The organism is Micromonospora costi (genome assembly GCF_003626655.1).
Taxonomy (GTDB): domain Bacteria; phylum Actinomycetota; class Actinomycetes; order Mycobacteriales; family Micromonosporaceae; genus Micromonospora; species Micromonospora costi.
Genome location: NZ_RBAN01000012.1, coordinates 1 through 14160, shown reverse-complemented (window position 1 = coordinate 14160; position 14160 = coordinate 1). Strand labels below are relative to the sequence as shown.

General features: G+C 76.4%; 10 protein-coding genes and 1 rRNA gene. 2 read left to right on the top strand and 9 right to left on the bottom strand.

The annotated features are described in order from the left end of the window. Positions 1–97 precede the first annotated feature (97 nt). A complete protein-coding gene (recN, locus tag D7193_RS32205; protein ID WP_120783455.1) occupies positions 98–1855 on the bottom strand; it encodes a DNA repair protein RecN in 1758 nt (585 codons plus the stop codon). Between the two features lie 79 nt (positions 1856–1934). Between recN and D7193_RS32200 the strand changes: the two genes are divergently transcribed. Next, the gene (locus D7193_RS32200; RefSeq protein ID WP_120783454.1) at positions 1935–2921 is read left to right on the top strand and encodes a helix-turn-helix domain-containing protein; all 987 of its coding nucleotides are present in this window, start codon (positions 1935–1937) and stop codon (positions 2919–2921) included. 60 nt (positions 2922–2981) lie between these two features. On the opposite strand, the gene D7193_RS32195 is transcribed toward D7193_RS32200, so the two are convergent. The 5 genes from D7193_RS32195 to D7193_RS32175 form a co-directional block, all read right to left on the bottom strand. Beyond that, positions 2982–6713, bottom strand: coding sequence for a S8 family peptidase (locus D7193_RS32195; RefSeq protein ID WP_120783453.1), 3732 nt, complete (start codon positions 6711–6713; stop codon positions 2982–2984). A 246-nt stretch (positions 6714–6959) separates the two neighbouring features. Further along, a complete protein-coding gene (locus D7193_RS32190) occupies positions 6960–7844 on the bottom strand; it encodes an NAD kinase (RefSeq protein WP_120783452.1) in 885 nt (294 codons plus the stop codon). Positions 7845–7905: 61 nt separating this feature from the next. Continuing rightward, on the bottom strand, positions 7906–8760 hold the full coding sequence (locus tag D7193_RS32185) for a TlyA family RNA methyltransferase (RefSeq protein ID WP_120783451.1): 855 nt from the start codon (positions 8758–8760) through the stop codon (positions 7906–7908). A 13-nt stretch (positions 8761–8773) separates the two neighbouring features. After that, on the bottom strand, positions 8774–9040 hold the full coding sequence (locus D7193_RS34780) for a hypothetical protein (protein WP_377456384.1): 267 nt from the start codon (positions 9038–9040) through the stop codon (positions 8774–8776). A 121-nt stretch (positions 9041–9161) separates the two neighbouring features. After that, positions 9162–9929: a phasin family protein gene (locus tag D7193_RS32175; protein WP_120783450.1), complete on the bottom strand. Its 768-nt coding sequence runs from the start codon at positions 9927–9929 to the stop codon at positions 9162–9164. A 113-nt stretch (positions 9930–10042) separates the two neighbouring features. Here D7193_RS32175 and D7193_RS32170 point away from each other — a divergent pair, with 113 nt between their 5' ends. Then, entirely contained in the window at positions 10043–10381 is a 339-nt protein-coding gene (locus tag D7193_RS32170) for an SCP2 sterol-binding domain-containing protein (protein WP_120783449.1), read from the top strand. Between the two features lie 69 nt (positions 10382–10450). Here the strand turns inward: D7193_RS32170 and D7193_RS32165 are convergent, their stop codons facing one another. From D7193_RS32165 to rrf, 3 genes are all read right to left on the bottom strand, one after another. Next, on the bottom strand, positions 10451–11473 hold the full coding sequence (locus tag D7193_RS32165; protein ID WP_120783448.1) for an HAD-IIA family hydrolase: 1023 nt from the start codon (positions 11471–11473) through the stop codon (positions 10451–10453). Continuing rightward, complete coding sequence (locus D7193_RS34475; protein ID WP_377456385.1) at positions 11470–12549, bottom strand: tetratricopeptide repeat protein; 1080 nt, start codon at positions 12547–12549, stop codon at positions 11470–11472. The genes D7193_RS32165 and D7193_RS34475 overlap by 4 nt, the downstream gene beginning before the upstream one ends. Positions 12550–14034: 1485 nt before the next feature. Continuing rightward, positions 14035–14151: ribosomal RNA gene (gene rrf, locus D7193_RS32150) — 5S ribosomal RNA — on the bottom strand. Between the last annotated feature and the right edge of the window lie 9 nt (positions 14152–14160).

The window sequence follows — 14160 nt, the reverse complement described above, 5'->3', positions numbered from 1 at the left end:
GCAGGCTTTTCTGTCGCGACATGCCTGAGCAGGGCCGCCTACCCAGGGAAGCACACCGGAGCGCGGCCCGGTGTGCTTGCGCTCACAATACCGGCGGTCACGGCCGCCTTTCCTTGGCCGCCACGGCCAGAAGCTCCTCCGCGTGTGCGATACCCAGATCCGAGTCCGGCAAACCGGCGAGCATCCGGGCGAGCTCCCGGGCCCGCTCGGTGTCCTCCACCACCCGCACCCCGCTCGTGGTCACGGCGCCGCCGGTGTCCTTGGCCACCACGAGGTGCCGGTCGGCGAACGCGGCGACCTGCGGCAGGTGGGTGACGACCAGCACCTGGTGGCTGCGGGCCAGCCGGGCCAGCCGGCGGCCGATCTCCACCGCCGCCCGGCCGCCCACACCGGCGTCGACCTCGTCGAACACCAGGGTCGGCGGGCCGCCGGAACCGGCGAAGACCACCTCGATGGCGAGCATCACCCGGGACAGCTCGCCGCCGGAGGCGCCCCTCTGCAACGGCAGCGCCGGGGCGCCCGGGTGGGCGAGCAGCCGCAGCTCCACCTCGTCGCCGCCGTCCGGGCCGATGCCGACCTCGACCCCGCCCACGGTCAGCGCCGGCTCCGACCGGCCGGCCGGCCGCGGCAGCACCGCCACCTCGATCCGGGCGTGCGGCATGGCCAGCCCGGCCAGCTCGACGGTGACCTGCTCGGCGAAGCGGACGGCCGCCTCCTGTCGGGACGCCGACACGCGGCCGGCCAGGTCGGCCACCTCGGCGGCGAGCCGCTGCCCCTCGCGCTCCAGCTCGTCGAGCAGCTCGTCGGAGGTGTCCAGCTCGGACAGTCGGGTGCGGGCCCGCTCGGCCCAGGCGATCACCCCGTCGACGTCGTCGGCGTACTTGCGGGTGAGCCCGCGCAGCGCGGCGCGCCGCTCGTAGACGGCCTGGAGGCGGGCCGGGTCGGCGTCGAGCGCCGCGAGGTAGGCCGACAGCTCGGCGGAGACGTCGGTGACGAGGGTCGCCGCCTCCTCCAGGCGGGCCGCCAGCTCGCCCAGCGCCGGGTCGGTGCCCGTCTGCGCCTCCAGCGTGCGCCGCGCGGTGCCGAGCAGCGTCGTCGCGTCCGGGGTGTCGTCGGCGGCCTCCGCGCCGCCGGCCACGCACTGCTGGGCGAGCTGCGCCGCGGTGCGCAGCCCCTCGGCGTGCTCCAGCCGCTGCGCCTCGGCCTTCAACTCGTCGTCCTCGCCGGGCTGGGGGTCGACCCGGCTGATCTCGTCGAGGCCGAGCCGCAGCAGGTCGGCCTCCTGGTTGCGCTCCCGGGCGTTGCGCCGCCGGTCGGCCAGGTCGTCAACCACCCGCCGCCACCCGGTGTACGCCTCGCGCAGCGCGTCGAGCAGCTTCTCGTGCTCCGGGCCGGCGAACCGGTCGAGCGCGGCCCGCTGCTCGGCCGGGCGCAGCAGCCGCAGCTGGTCGGACTGCCCGTGCACGGCCACCACCTGCTCGCCGACCTCGCCGAGCATCGACACCGGCATGCTGCGACCGCCCAGGTGGGCACGGGAGCGACCCTCGACCGTGACCGTGCGGCTCAGCAGCAGCGTGCCGTCCTCGTCCGGCTCGCCGCCGGCGTCGGTGATCCGGGCGTGCACGGTCTCGGCCACCCGGCCGGTCAGGCGCAGCCGCCCCTCCACCACGGCGCGGCCCGGCTCGGCCCGCACCCGCCCGGCGTCGGCCCGGCCACCGAAGAGCAGCCCGAGGCCGGTCACGACCATCGTCTTGCCCGCACCGGTCTCGCCGGTGATGACGTTCATGCCGCCGGTCAACGGCAGCGTGGTGTCCTCGATGACGCCCAGTCCGGTGATGCGCAGCTCTTCCAGCACAGCAACCGACAGTAGACGCGGTCCCCGACAGTTGACCAGCCGGCGAGGCCGCGTCGGCCGCGCCGTACAGTTCTGCCCCGTGTTGGAGGTGATCGGCCTGCCCCCGGGCGAGGAGGAGGTCTACCGCTGCCTGGTGCAGCTCACCGTGGCGCGGATCGACGAGCTGGTCGAGCGGCTGCGCCGGCCACGGGCCGAGATCGAGGCACGGCTGGACGGCCTGCGCCGCAAGGGGCTCGTGCCGCCGGCCGACCCGGATCCGGACGCCCCGCTGCGGCCACTGGCGCCCGACGTGCCGCTCGGCGCGGCCCTGCTGCGCAAGCAGGAGTCCCTGGAGGCCGCCCGCGCGGCGGTCAACCAGCTGACCGACGAGTACCGGGCCGGGGTACGGCGGCACGACGCCGCTCACCTGGTCGAAGTGATCACCGGCGCCGGCGCGCTGCGGGAACGCCTGCGCGACCTGCAGAACGGCGCGCGCGCCGAGGTGCTCTGGTTCTGCCGGGCCAACCCCCTGGCCATGCCGGGGCAGGACAACCTCGAGGAGTTCGATGCGCTGGCCCGCGGTGTCCGCTACCGGGCCATCTACGAGCGCGAGATGCTCCTCGAACCCGGCGCGCTGGAGGACGTCGAGCAGGGCGTACGCGCCGGCGAGCAGGCCCGCGTGCTCGACCGCCTGCCGGTCCGGCTGGCCATCGTGGACGGCCGGACGGCCGTCTGCCCGCTGGTGCCGGACCGCGACAGCGGCGAGCCGAGCGCCGCCGTGATCGGCCGCAGCCAACTGCTCGACGCGTTGCTGGCCCTGTTCGAGAGCCACTGGATGATGGCCACGCCGCTGCGCTCGTCCACCGCGGCCGCCCAGGAACGGGCCGCGGACGGCTACCGCCCGGACGCCGACGAGGCCCGGTTGCTGTCGCTCTTCGTGGCCGGCGTGCCGGACAAGTCCATCGCCTCCCAGCTCGGGGTGAGCCGCCGCACCGTGCAGCGGCGGCTGGCCGACCTCATGGCGGCCGCCGGCGTGGACACCCGGCCCGGCCTGGCCTTCCAGGCCTCCCGGCGGGGCTGGATCTGAGGGATCCGGGCAGGGCCGGGCGGGGGTGGTACGGCCGCGGCCGTACCACCCCCGTGCGCGTCAGCGCAGCCCGTACGCGTCGACCACGGTCTGGTCGACGCTGTTGCCGGCGCGGTCGGCGGCGTGCACCCGCAGCGACACGGTGCCGTGCCCGGCGGGCACCGTCGCCGTGAACCGGGTACCCGACCCCTTCACGGGCGCCGCCCGCCAGGTCGTCCCGCCGTCGAACGAGACCTCGACCCGCACGCCGGTGCCCTCCGGCGTCGGCACGCCGGCCGGCTGGCGCAGGGTGAGCCCCAGCTGGTGCGGCCGGTTGCCGCGCACCTCGCCGCGCAGGTCCGCGGGGACCTGGTAGTCGACCTGGAGCAGCGGCAGCGGCTGGGCGGTGTCCTTCGCCGGGGTGGCGGAGGTGAACTGCCAGGCCGTCTCCGTGCGGGTGGCCCGGCGCCACTCGTCGGAGGACCGCTGCGTGGTGACGTCCAGCCGGTAGCGGGCCGAGCCCGGGGTGGTCGGCACGGGCGCCCAGCCGCCGGAGAGGTCGGCGATCTGCTGCCCGTCCCGGCTCAGCCGGCGTACCACGGTGTCCTGCTCCTCGGCGCCGCCGGCCGGGGCGTAGTGGCCCGCGGCGTCGACGAACTCGGCCACCGGCACGTCGAGGACGTCCCCGGTGCGCGTGGGCACCGGCACCCCGCCGCCGGCCGGCACCGCGGGGCGCACCACCGGCGCGTGCCAGGTCTCGGTGACCCGGTCGTCGGCGTCGTACCGTCGGGGCTGCTCGGTCAGCCCGCCGAGCAGCGGCCCCCAGGACCAGGTGAGCCGGTGCAGCACCCGCTGCTGCCACCAGGAGTCACCGGCGCTCACGAGTTCCTGCCGGGTGGTGCCGGTACGCACCATCCGCTGGTCGTCGTTCCAGGAGTACTCCTGCCACGGCCGCCAGCCGAAGCGCTGCTCGGTGGCCCAGTCCAGCCCGCCGGTCTCGCCGTAGTGGGCCGTCACCTCGGCCGTGTTCGCCGCGGTCACCCGGTGCACGATCCGGTCCGGCACCCGCCCCTTCGACACCTGCCACACGTCGTACAGGTAGGGGCTGTCCACGGTCAGCGTCAGGTCCAGGGTCGCGCGGCCGCTCTTCGCGGCCGGGATCATCCGCTGCCCGTCGTCGTACGCGACGACGAGCGACGGGATCGGCAGGCGCTCGCCGTCGGGCCGCCACACCGTCCACGCGCTGCTGTCCGACGGACGGACGATGAGCAGCGTCGCGGCGCCCGCGGCCGCGGCGTCGGCGATCTGGTCCTCCTCGGCGCGGTCGTAGCTGCCGGCGACCAGCGCCGCCTTCCCCCGGACCCCGGCCCGGGCCAGCTCGGCCGGGGTGCCGTCGCCCGCCCAGACCAGCGGCAGCTTCCGCCGGCCGGCAGGCGCCGGAGACTGGTGCAGCAGGTTGATGTCCAGCGGCCCGGTGACCTTGCTGACCTGGGCGTCCACCATGGGCGCCACCAGCTGCCAGCGGGAGGAGAACTCGAACTCGCCCTGGCGCACCGGTCGCGTCGGCGTGACGTTGACCTGCTGGACCGTGCTGAACGTCATCACGCCGTGGTCGATCTGCCGGCCGTTGCCGAAGACGCGGTGCTCGTAGAAGCTGATCGCCGCCCGCTGCTCGGCCGGCTTCGGCGTCTCGATGTGGATCGGGGTGCCCTTGCGGGGGTCGAGGACCACGGTGAGGTCCCGGTCCACCATCAGCTCCGGGTCGGTGACCAGGGTGACCTGCTCGTCGAGCGGCGCGCCGTGCTCGATGAGGCCCTCCAGCAGGTACGGGCCCTCCTCGACCTGCACCTGCGCCTCGCCCGGGATCCAGCCGAGGTGGTCCGACTCGGGATGCTCGCCGAACAGGGTGAGCACCGGCGCCACGCCGGGCTCGCCGGCCATGTCCAGCGCCCGCAGGGTGACGGTGTGGATCGGGCCGCTGAGGGTGAGCCCCACGGCGGTGCGCACGGCGACGCCGTCCGCGCCGGTGGCCACCAGCCACCCGCCGTGCGGGCCGCGGTCCAGCTTCGCCGGGTCGGCCCGCAGCGGGACAGCCACGCTGCCGCCGGCCGGCACGGTCACCTCGGTGGCACCGACCGACACCCCGTCGGTCTCCGCGGCGCCGCTGTCCAGGTTTCGCAGCTCCAGCGCGAGGCGCAGGGTCTGCGCCGCACCGGTCCCGTTGGTGTACGTGACGGTCCGCTCGGCAGCCGCGGCACCGGTGGCGAGCCGGCCGAAGTCGGCGGTGGCCGAGCCGTACACCCGCTGGCTCAACGCCCGGGCCACGTCGACGCGGCCGGCGCCCTGCTCGAAGACCGTCAGCTCCGGGTTGTTCTTCGCGGTGCTGACCAGCGCGTCCTTGAGCCGGCCGGCGGGCCAGTCGGGGTGCTCCTGCGCGACGATGGCGGCGGCGCCCGCGACGTGCGGGGTGGCCATCGACGTGCCGGACGCCGTCGTGTACGCCTCACCCACCGGCGTACCCATGGTGGTGCCCGCGGCGCGGGCCGCCACGATCCCCACGCCCGGCGCGGTGATCTCCGGCTTCAGGCCGTTGTCGCCGACCCGGGGGCCGCGGCTGGAGAAGTCGGCCAGGTCGTCGTTCCGGTCGACCGCGCCGACGGTGAGCGCCGCGGTGGCTGCGCCCGGTGAGCCCACGGTCCGCGCGGCGCCCTCGTTGCCGGCGGCGATCACGAAGAGCGCGCCCGTCTCGGCCGTGAGGTCGTTGACGGCCTGGCTCATCGGGTCGGTGCCGTCGGTCGGCGCACCGCCGAGGCTCATGCTCACGACCTTCGCGCCGGAGTGGGCGGCCCACTCCATGCCGGCGATGATCGACGAGTCGTAGCCGGAGCCCGAGTCGTCGAGCACCTTGCCGATGAGCAGCTTCGCGCCGGGCGCCACGCCCTTGCGCAGCCCGCCGGAGGCGGCCCCGCTGCCCGCGATGGTGGCCGCCACGTGGGTGCCGTGGCCGTGCCCGTCCCTCGCGCTTCCGGTGCCGCTGAAGTCCTGCTCCTCGGCGATCCGCCCGGCCAGGTCGGGGTGCGTGTCGTCGACGCCCGTGTCGAGCACCGCGACCCGGACGCCGCTGCCGTCCCGGCCGGCCGCCCAGGCCGCCGGCGCGCCGATCTGCGGCACGCTGTGCTCCAGCGCCGGGTGGACCCGCCCGTCGAGCCAGACGCGGGCGATGCCGGCGCCGAGCCGGACCGGCGCGCCCGCGGTCGTACGCGCCGCCGGCGCGGCCCGCAGGGCGCTCCACAGCCCGCCGAGGTCGTCCTTGCCGACCCGCAGGGCGGCGCCGTTGATGCTCTCCAGCGGCGTCGCGCCGGTGGCGCCGGCCAGCGGCCGGACCCGACCGGCGGCCGGCTCCTGGTAGCGGACGATCAGCGGCAGGCTGCCCTGCGCGGTGTCGCCGTACCCCTGCGCGACGAGTTCCTCCACGTCGAACAGGTCGGCGTCGAGCACGCCGGCCGAGACGTACGGCACGACGTCGCTGGGCAGCACCCGCAGCCCGCCGTCGGCCGACACGGTGTGGAAGGTGACCCGTTCGCGGCCCGGTCCGGGGTGGACGGTGGCCGCGACGCGACCGGGCGCGGCCTGGACGAGGTCGACCCGGTCGCCCGTGATGAGGGTGATCCGGGCGGACGCGGCGCCCGGGGCGGGCGGTGCCGGGTCGGGACCGGCGGGCCGGGCGGGCGGGTCGGCGGACGCCGGTGCGGCGAGCCCGACCACCAACGCCCCGACCGCGCCGGCGGCGAGCCAGCGGGAAGGCCAGTGCATGCGATGCGCTCCTCTACTCCAGGATCGGCACCCGTCAGGGGCGACCGATCGGAGTCTGCGACGGAGATCACCTCGCGGTCACTAGCCGCGGCTCGCCGCACCGGCGACATGTCGCCAGGTGGACACGCGGGCGACGGCGACCGTACGCCCGGGTGACCGGCGGATGACCGACCGTCGGGCCTGGAGGAACGCGACGCCACGGGCCACCCCGGAGGTCGGGGCGGCCTGCCGGTGGACGCCGGCCGGTCAGCTGCGCGAGCCGCGCCAGCCCTGCACGGGCAGGCCGAACTTGGCCACCAGCCGGTCGGTGAACGGGCGGTCCCGCAGGCGCACGATGCGTACCGGCAGCGCGCCGCGGCGCACCGTCACACGGGCGCCCGGGGGCAGGTCGTACACCCTCCGCCCGTCGCAGCTCATCACCGCGAGGGTGGTGAACGGGTCGACGGTGATCGCGAACGTCGAGGTGGGCGCGGTGACCAACGGCCGGCTGAACAGGGCGTGCGCGCTGATCGGCACCAGCAGCAGCGCCTCCACCTCCGGCCAGACCACCGGCCCGCCGCCGGAGAAGGCGTACGCCGTGGAGCCGGTGGGGGTGGCGCACACCACGCCGTCGCAGCCGTACCGCGACAGCGGCCGGCCGTCCACGTCGACCAGGAGTTCGAGCATCTGGGCCCGCTCCCCCTTCTCGACGCTGATCTCGTTGAGCGCCCAGGACTCGATGGTCGGCCCGCCCTCGAACTCGGCGGTGACGTCGAGGGTGAGCCGCTCGTCGACGGTGTAGTTGCGCCCGACCACGTCGCGGACGGCGCTGTCCAGGTCGCCGATCTCGGCCTCGGCGAGGAAGCCGACCTTGCCGAGGTTGATGCCGAGCAGCGGCGCCTTGGCCGGACGGGCCAGTTCCGCCGCACGCAGGAACGTCCCGTCGCCGCCCAGCGCGAAGACGATCTCGGCGCCCTCGGCGGCGTGCGGCCCGGTGACCGGTACGACGCCCGGCAGGTCCAGGTCCTCGGCCTCCTCGGCCACGACGCGGACCTCGAAGCCCGCGGCGATGAGGTCGGCGGCGACCGCCCGGGCGTGCTCGGTGCTGCGCCGACGGCCGGTGTGGGTGACCAGCAGGGCCGTCCGGCTCACCGCGCCCGCCTCCCGCCCGTCCGGGCCGTCCGGCCCGCGGCGCCACGCCCGCTGCTCGCGTTCACCCTGCGACCTCCTCCGTCGCCGTGCCCGGCACGTCGCCGGGTGTGCCGGGCCCCTGCGGCCCGGCCGCGACCACCGCCCGCACCCGCTGCGGGTCGGCCGGTGGCGCGTCCCGGCGTAACCATACGAAGAACTCCACGTTGCCGCTCGGCCCCGGCAGGGGGCTGGCGGCCACGTCGGCCAGGCCCAGCCCGAGCTGCGCGGCGGCGACCGCCACGTCGAGCACCGCCTCGGCGCGCAACTCCGGGTCGCGGACCACCCCGCCCGCGCCGACGCGTTCCTTGCCGACCTCGAACTGCGGTTTGACCATCAACGCGAGGTCGCCGTCAGGACGGGTACACCCGGCCAGGGCCGGCAGCACGAGCCGCAGCGAGATGAACGACAGGTCCGCCACGGTCAGGTCGACGGGCCCGCCGATCTCCTCCGGGGTGAGGGACCGGACGTTGGTCCGCTCGAAGACCCGTACCCGCTCGTCGGTGCGCAGCGGCCACGCGAGCTGGCCGTAGCCGACGTCCACGGCGACCACCTCGGCGGCGCCGGCACGCAGCAGCACGTCGGTGAAGCCGCCGGTCGACGCCCCCGCGTCCAGGCACCGCCGGCCGGTGACCGGCAGCCCGCCGAACGCGGCCAGCGCGCCGGCCAGCTTGTGGCCGCCCCGCGACACGTACTCCGAGACCGGGTCCTCGCCGGTGACGAGCAGCGGGTCGGCCGGGTCGACCATCGCGGCGGGCTTGCGGGCCGGCACCCCGCGCAGCTGGACCCGGCCGGCCTCCACCAGCGCGGCGGCCTGTTCCCGGGAGCGCGCCAGGCCACGGCGGACGAGCTCGGCGTCCAGCCGGTTGCGTCGTGCCATCGGTTCTCCGGTCTCAGGCCTGGTCGATGCTCGCGAGGGTCTCGCGCAGCGTCTCGTAGGCGGCCTCGTACTGCGCGATCTGGTCGGCCGGCGCGAGCGAGGAGGCGTTGATCATCGCCTGGACGGCCGCGTCGACCGCGGGGTGCCCCCGCTCGTCCGGATCGTCGTCGACGGCGGTCGGGCGCGCGGGCGGCGGGCCGGGACGGGCCGGCACACCGCCGGGCGGCGGACCGGGACGGGCCGGCACACCGGCGGGCGGCGGGCCGGGGCGGGCCGGCACACCGCCGGGCGGCGGACCGGGACGGGCCGGCACACCGGCGGGCGGCGGGCCGGGGCGGGCGCCGGGCGGCGGCCCCGGGCGGTAGGGGCCGGTCACGACCGGCTCCGCGGGCTCGGACGGGTCATGCGGCACCGCCCGGCTCCGGCTTGCGGGCGACCTTCTTCGGCGGCCGGGCCGGCTCGGCCTCGCCGTCGGTGGTGCTGACCGTGCCCGGCGTCCGGCGGGCCACGGCCTTGCCCGGTTCGGCCTTCTTGGCCACGGCCTTCTTCGCGACGGCCTTCTTGGCGACCTTCTTCGCGACCGCCTTCTTCGCGGGCGGCTGCGACACCGGCGCGGACAGCGACCCGGTGGACGGGACCGGGCCGGGCGCCGGCGGCACCCCCGGCTCGGGGGCCGGTTCCGGGCCGCGCTGGGCCGACGGTGCGGGGCCGCCCTGGGCCGACGGTGCGGGGCCGCCCTGGGTCGACGGCTCGGGACCGCTCTGCGCGGCGGTGACCGGGGCGGGCGCGCGCGGGGGCGCGGCCGGGGCCGCGGACGGCTGCCGCGCGGTCGCGCCCGGGGCCGTTCCGGTGCCCGCGGTGCCGGCCGCGCGCGCCTCGCGCAGCTGCCGCTCCAGCTCGTGTACGCGACGGGTCAGGTCGGCGACCTCCTCGGCGGTGGCGAGCCCGACGGCGCCGAGCGCCCGGTCGACCTCGAAGCGGACGAGCTTGGTCAGCGCGTCACGGTTCGCCATGCCGGTGGAGACGAGTTCCTCGCCGAGCGCCTGCAGCTGGGAGGCGGTCGCGCCTCCTGAGCCGACGACACGACGCACCACGTCCTGAGCCTTCTTCCGGGGCGCCTCCGTCAGGCCCATGGCCAGCTCGAGGTAGGCGCGCCACGCGTCCTGCATGCCTGAGTCCTTCCGCGGGGCGGCAGTGTGCAGGTGTCACGCTACCGGGCACCCCGGACCGCCCTGTGCGGTACGGTGCCGGGGACGGCGTGGCGTGCGTGAGGAGGCGGCGGGTGGCCAGCGTGGACGAGTGTCGGCAGGCGTTGCAGGAGCTCGCCGCCCGGCTGGACCGCAACGCCGAGGCGGTGCGGGAACGCGTCGACCTGGACCGGACACTCGCCTGCCGGATCACGGACCTCGAGACGGCGTTCCACGGCCGGCTGACCGACGGACGCCTGGTCGACCTGACCGACGGTGACGACCCGAAGGCCAAGATCGCACTGAGCATCAGCAGCGACGACCTGGTCGCGCTCGTCCGCGGCGACCTCGACATCGCCCGCGCGGTGGCCTCCCGCCGGGTCTCGATCAAGGCCAACCCGTTCGACCTCATGAAGCTGCGCAAGATGCTCTGAGCCGGGCGACGTGTCCCGCCGGGCCCGCGGTCCTCTCGTCGGCCGCTTCGGCGGCTACCTCGGCAACGCTCAGGCCGGGAGGCCGAGCGTGGCCAGCGCGTCGGTGGCGTCCGGTGACCCGGCGCGGACCGTCGCCACCTGCGGTGCCGAGGCCCAGGCCGCGGCACAGAGCGCGGCGAGGGCGTCCAAGGGCCGTCCCGCGCCGCTGAGGTCGAGAGCGCCGTCCCTTACGACCACGGACCAGCCGCCGGCCTCCGGGGTGCCCGGCACCCGCACGACGGCCGCCGGGTCGAACAGTCCCGCGAGGTCCCGGGACACGTACGTGGGGCGCCGCGCCGGTTCCGCCGCGAGCAGCTCCGGGACGTCGCTCACGCCGGTCAGCACGAGCAGGCTGTCCAGCCCGGCCCGCCGGGCGCCCTCGATGTCGGTGTCGAGCCGGTCGCCCACCACCAGCGTGCGGCCCCCGTCGACGCGGCGGGCGGCGGTGGCGAACAGCGCCGACTCGGGCTTGCCCACCACGACGTCCGGGTCCCGCCCGAGCGCCGTACGCAGCACCGCCACGAGGGCGCCGTTGCCCGGCAACGGGCCACGCCCGCTGGGCAGGGTGCGGTCGGTGTTGGTGGCGACCCAGATGGCGCCGGCCCGCACCGCCACGGTCGCCTCGGCCAGGTCGGCCCAGCCGACCTGCGGCCCGTACCCCTGCACCACCGCGCGCGGCCCCTCGTCGGCCCGGTCGACCGGGCTGAGGCCCGCCGCGGCGATCTCCGCGCGCAGCGCCTCCGCGCCGACCACGAGCACCGGGGCGCCGGCGGGAAGCCGGTCGCGCAGCAACTCGGCGGCGGCCGCGGCGCTGGTCAGGACCTCCTCCGGCCGCGCCGGCACACCCATGCCGGTGAGCAGGTCGGCGACCTCGCTCGACCGGCGGGAGGCGTTGTTCGTGGCGTACGCGACCGCACGCCCCTCGCCGTGCAGCCGGCCGACCGCCTCGACGGCGCCGGGGATCGGCCGGTCGATCAGGTAGATCACGCCGTCCAGGTCGAAGACGACCTGGGCGTACCCGTCGACCAGCCGCGCCCCGGCGTCCACCGTCACCGGACCGCCGGGCCGGTCTCGTCGTCGACCGGAGCCTCCGCTCCGGCACGCGCCGCCAGGTCGGGGTCGTCGGGTCCGCCCCGGCCGGCCGCGTCCTCGTCGGTCACCGGGCCGCCGCCGGTCGTCCGGGGCGCGTCGTCCGCTCCGGTCGCCGCCGGCTCGTCGTCCGCGTCCTCGTCCTGGTCGTAGTCCTCGTCGTCGGACTCGTCCTCGTCCCGGTCGTCGTCGTAGTCGTCGTCGTCCCGGTCGTCGTCGTCCCGGTCGTCGTCGTCGGACGCGTCGTAGTCGTCGTCGTCCTCGTCGTAGTCGTCGTCCTCGTCGTCCGACTCGTCGTCGTCGACGTCCTGGTCGTCGTCCTCGTCGTCGTCCGTGCCCGCGAGGTCGGCATCCGGCCGGGCCGGCACGGCGCCGGGCGCGCCCGGGCCGGCCGCGATGTCGTCGGCCGACTCCTCGTCCTCGTCGTCGCCCTCAATGGTCACGCCGTCGAGTTCCAGCAGCCGCTCCGCGGCGTCCGTCTCGCCCTCGGTGTCCACCTCGGCGGCACGGGAGAACCACTCCCGGGCCTCCTCGCGCCGGCCGACCGCCAGCAGCGCGTCCGCGTACGCGTAGCGGAGCCTCGCGGCCCACGGCTCGGTCGCCTCGCTGGTCAGCTCACGCACCTGGAGCATGGCGACGGCCGCGTCCTTCTGGCCCAGGTCGCCGCGGGCACCCGCCGCCACGATCAGCAGCTCGATGGCGGTGGCCGGGTCGAGCGTGTTCCGGTCCGCGCCGCGGTACAGGTCGATGGCCCGCTCCGGACGGCCCAGCGCGCGCTCGCAGTCGGCCAGCACGGCCAGGTGGCTCTGCAGGCCGGTCATCCGGTGGTACGTGCGCAGCTCGGCGATCGCGGTCTGCCACTCACCAGCGTGGTACGCGGCCAGGCCGACCGCCTCCCGAACGGCCGCGATCCGCGACGCCAGCCGGCGGGCGGCCAGCGCGTGCGCCAGCGCCTGGGCCGGGTCGTCGTCGATCAGCTGGCCGGTCGCGACCAGGTGCCGGGCGACCGTCTCGGCGACCGGCTTGGCCAGCGAGAGCAGCTCGGCGCGGACGTCCTTGTCCAGGTCGGTCGCGACGATCTCGTCCGGCAGCGCCGGCGCCGCGACCCGCTCCTGGCCCGGTCCCCCCTCGGTACGCCGGTCGTCGCCCTCGCGGCGGCCGCCGCGGAAGCCCTGCTCCCGGTCACCACCACGGAAGCCACCCTCACGGCGCTCGCCGCCCCGGAAGCCCTCTCGGTCACGGTCACCGCCGCGGAAACCGCCCTCGCGGCGCTCGCCGCCGCGGAAGCCGCCCTCGCGACGCTCGCCGCCCCGGAAGCCCTCTCGGTCACGGTCGCCACCGCGGAAACCGCCCTCGCGGCGCTCGCCGCCGCGGAAGCCGCCCTCGCGACGCTCGCCGCCCCGGAAGCCCTCTCGGTCACGGTCGCCACCACGGAAACCGCCCTCGCGGCGCTCACCGCCGCGGAAACCGCCCTCGCGGCGGTCACCGCCGCGGAAGCCGCCCTCGCGACGCTCACCGCCGCGGAAGCCGCCCTCGCGGCGCTCGCCGCCGCGGAAGCCGCCCTCGCGACGCTCGCCGCCCCGGAAGCCCTCTCGGTCACGGTCGCCACCACGGAAACCGCCCTCGCGGCGCTCACCGCCGCGGAAGCCGCCCTCGCGACGGTCACCGCCGCGGAAGCCGCCCTCGCGACGCTCACCGCCCCGGAAGCCGCCCTCGCGACGCTCACCGCCCCGGAAGCCACCCTCGCGGCGGTCGCCGCCCCGGAAGCCCTCTCGGTCGCCACCACGGAAGCCGCCCTCGCGACGCTCACCGCCGCGGAAGCCCTCACGGTCACGGTCACCACCGCGGAAGCCCTGCTCGCGGTCACCGCCCCGGAAGCCACCCTCGCGGCGCTCACCGCCACGGAAGCCCTCACGGTCACCACCGCGGAAACCGCCCTCGCGACGCTCGCCGCCCCGGAAGCCCTGCTCGCGCTCACCGCCACGGAAACCACCCTCACGGCGGTCGCCGCCACGGAAGCCACCCTCGCGACGCTCGCCGCCCCGGAAGCCACCCTCGCGGCGCTCGCCGCCCCGGAAGCCCTCACGGTCACGGTCGCCACCGCGGAAACCACCCTCACGGCGGTCACCGCCACGGAAACCGCCCTCACGACGGTCACCACCCTGGAAGCCACCCTCGCGGCGGTCACCCCCGCGGAAGCCCTGCTCGCGGTCACCGCCACGGAAACCACCCTCACGGCGGTCGCCGCCACGGAAGCCGCCCTCACGGCGGTCGCCGCCCCGACGGTCGTACCCGCGCGGGCCGCCGCGGTCGTCCCGGTCGCCGCGGTACGGCGCCCGGTCGCGGTCGTCACGCCGCGGCGCGCGGTCACGCTCGCCCGACCGATCGGTGCGGTCGTCGTAACGACGGGGGCGGTCGCCGCCCTGCGGTCCTGAACTCACGGGTACATCCTTCCTGATTGCGCCATCTGTGGCGCTACGCAGTCGAGGGCCGACCCTGCTGGGGCGGCCCTCGACTGGAAGATTGTCCGGCGGTGTCCTACTCTCCCACACCCTCACGAGTGCAGTACCATCGGCGCTGGAGGGCTTAGCTTCCGGGTTCGGAATGTGACCGGGCGTTTCCCCTCCGCCATGACCGCCGTAACTCTATCG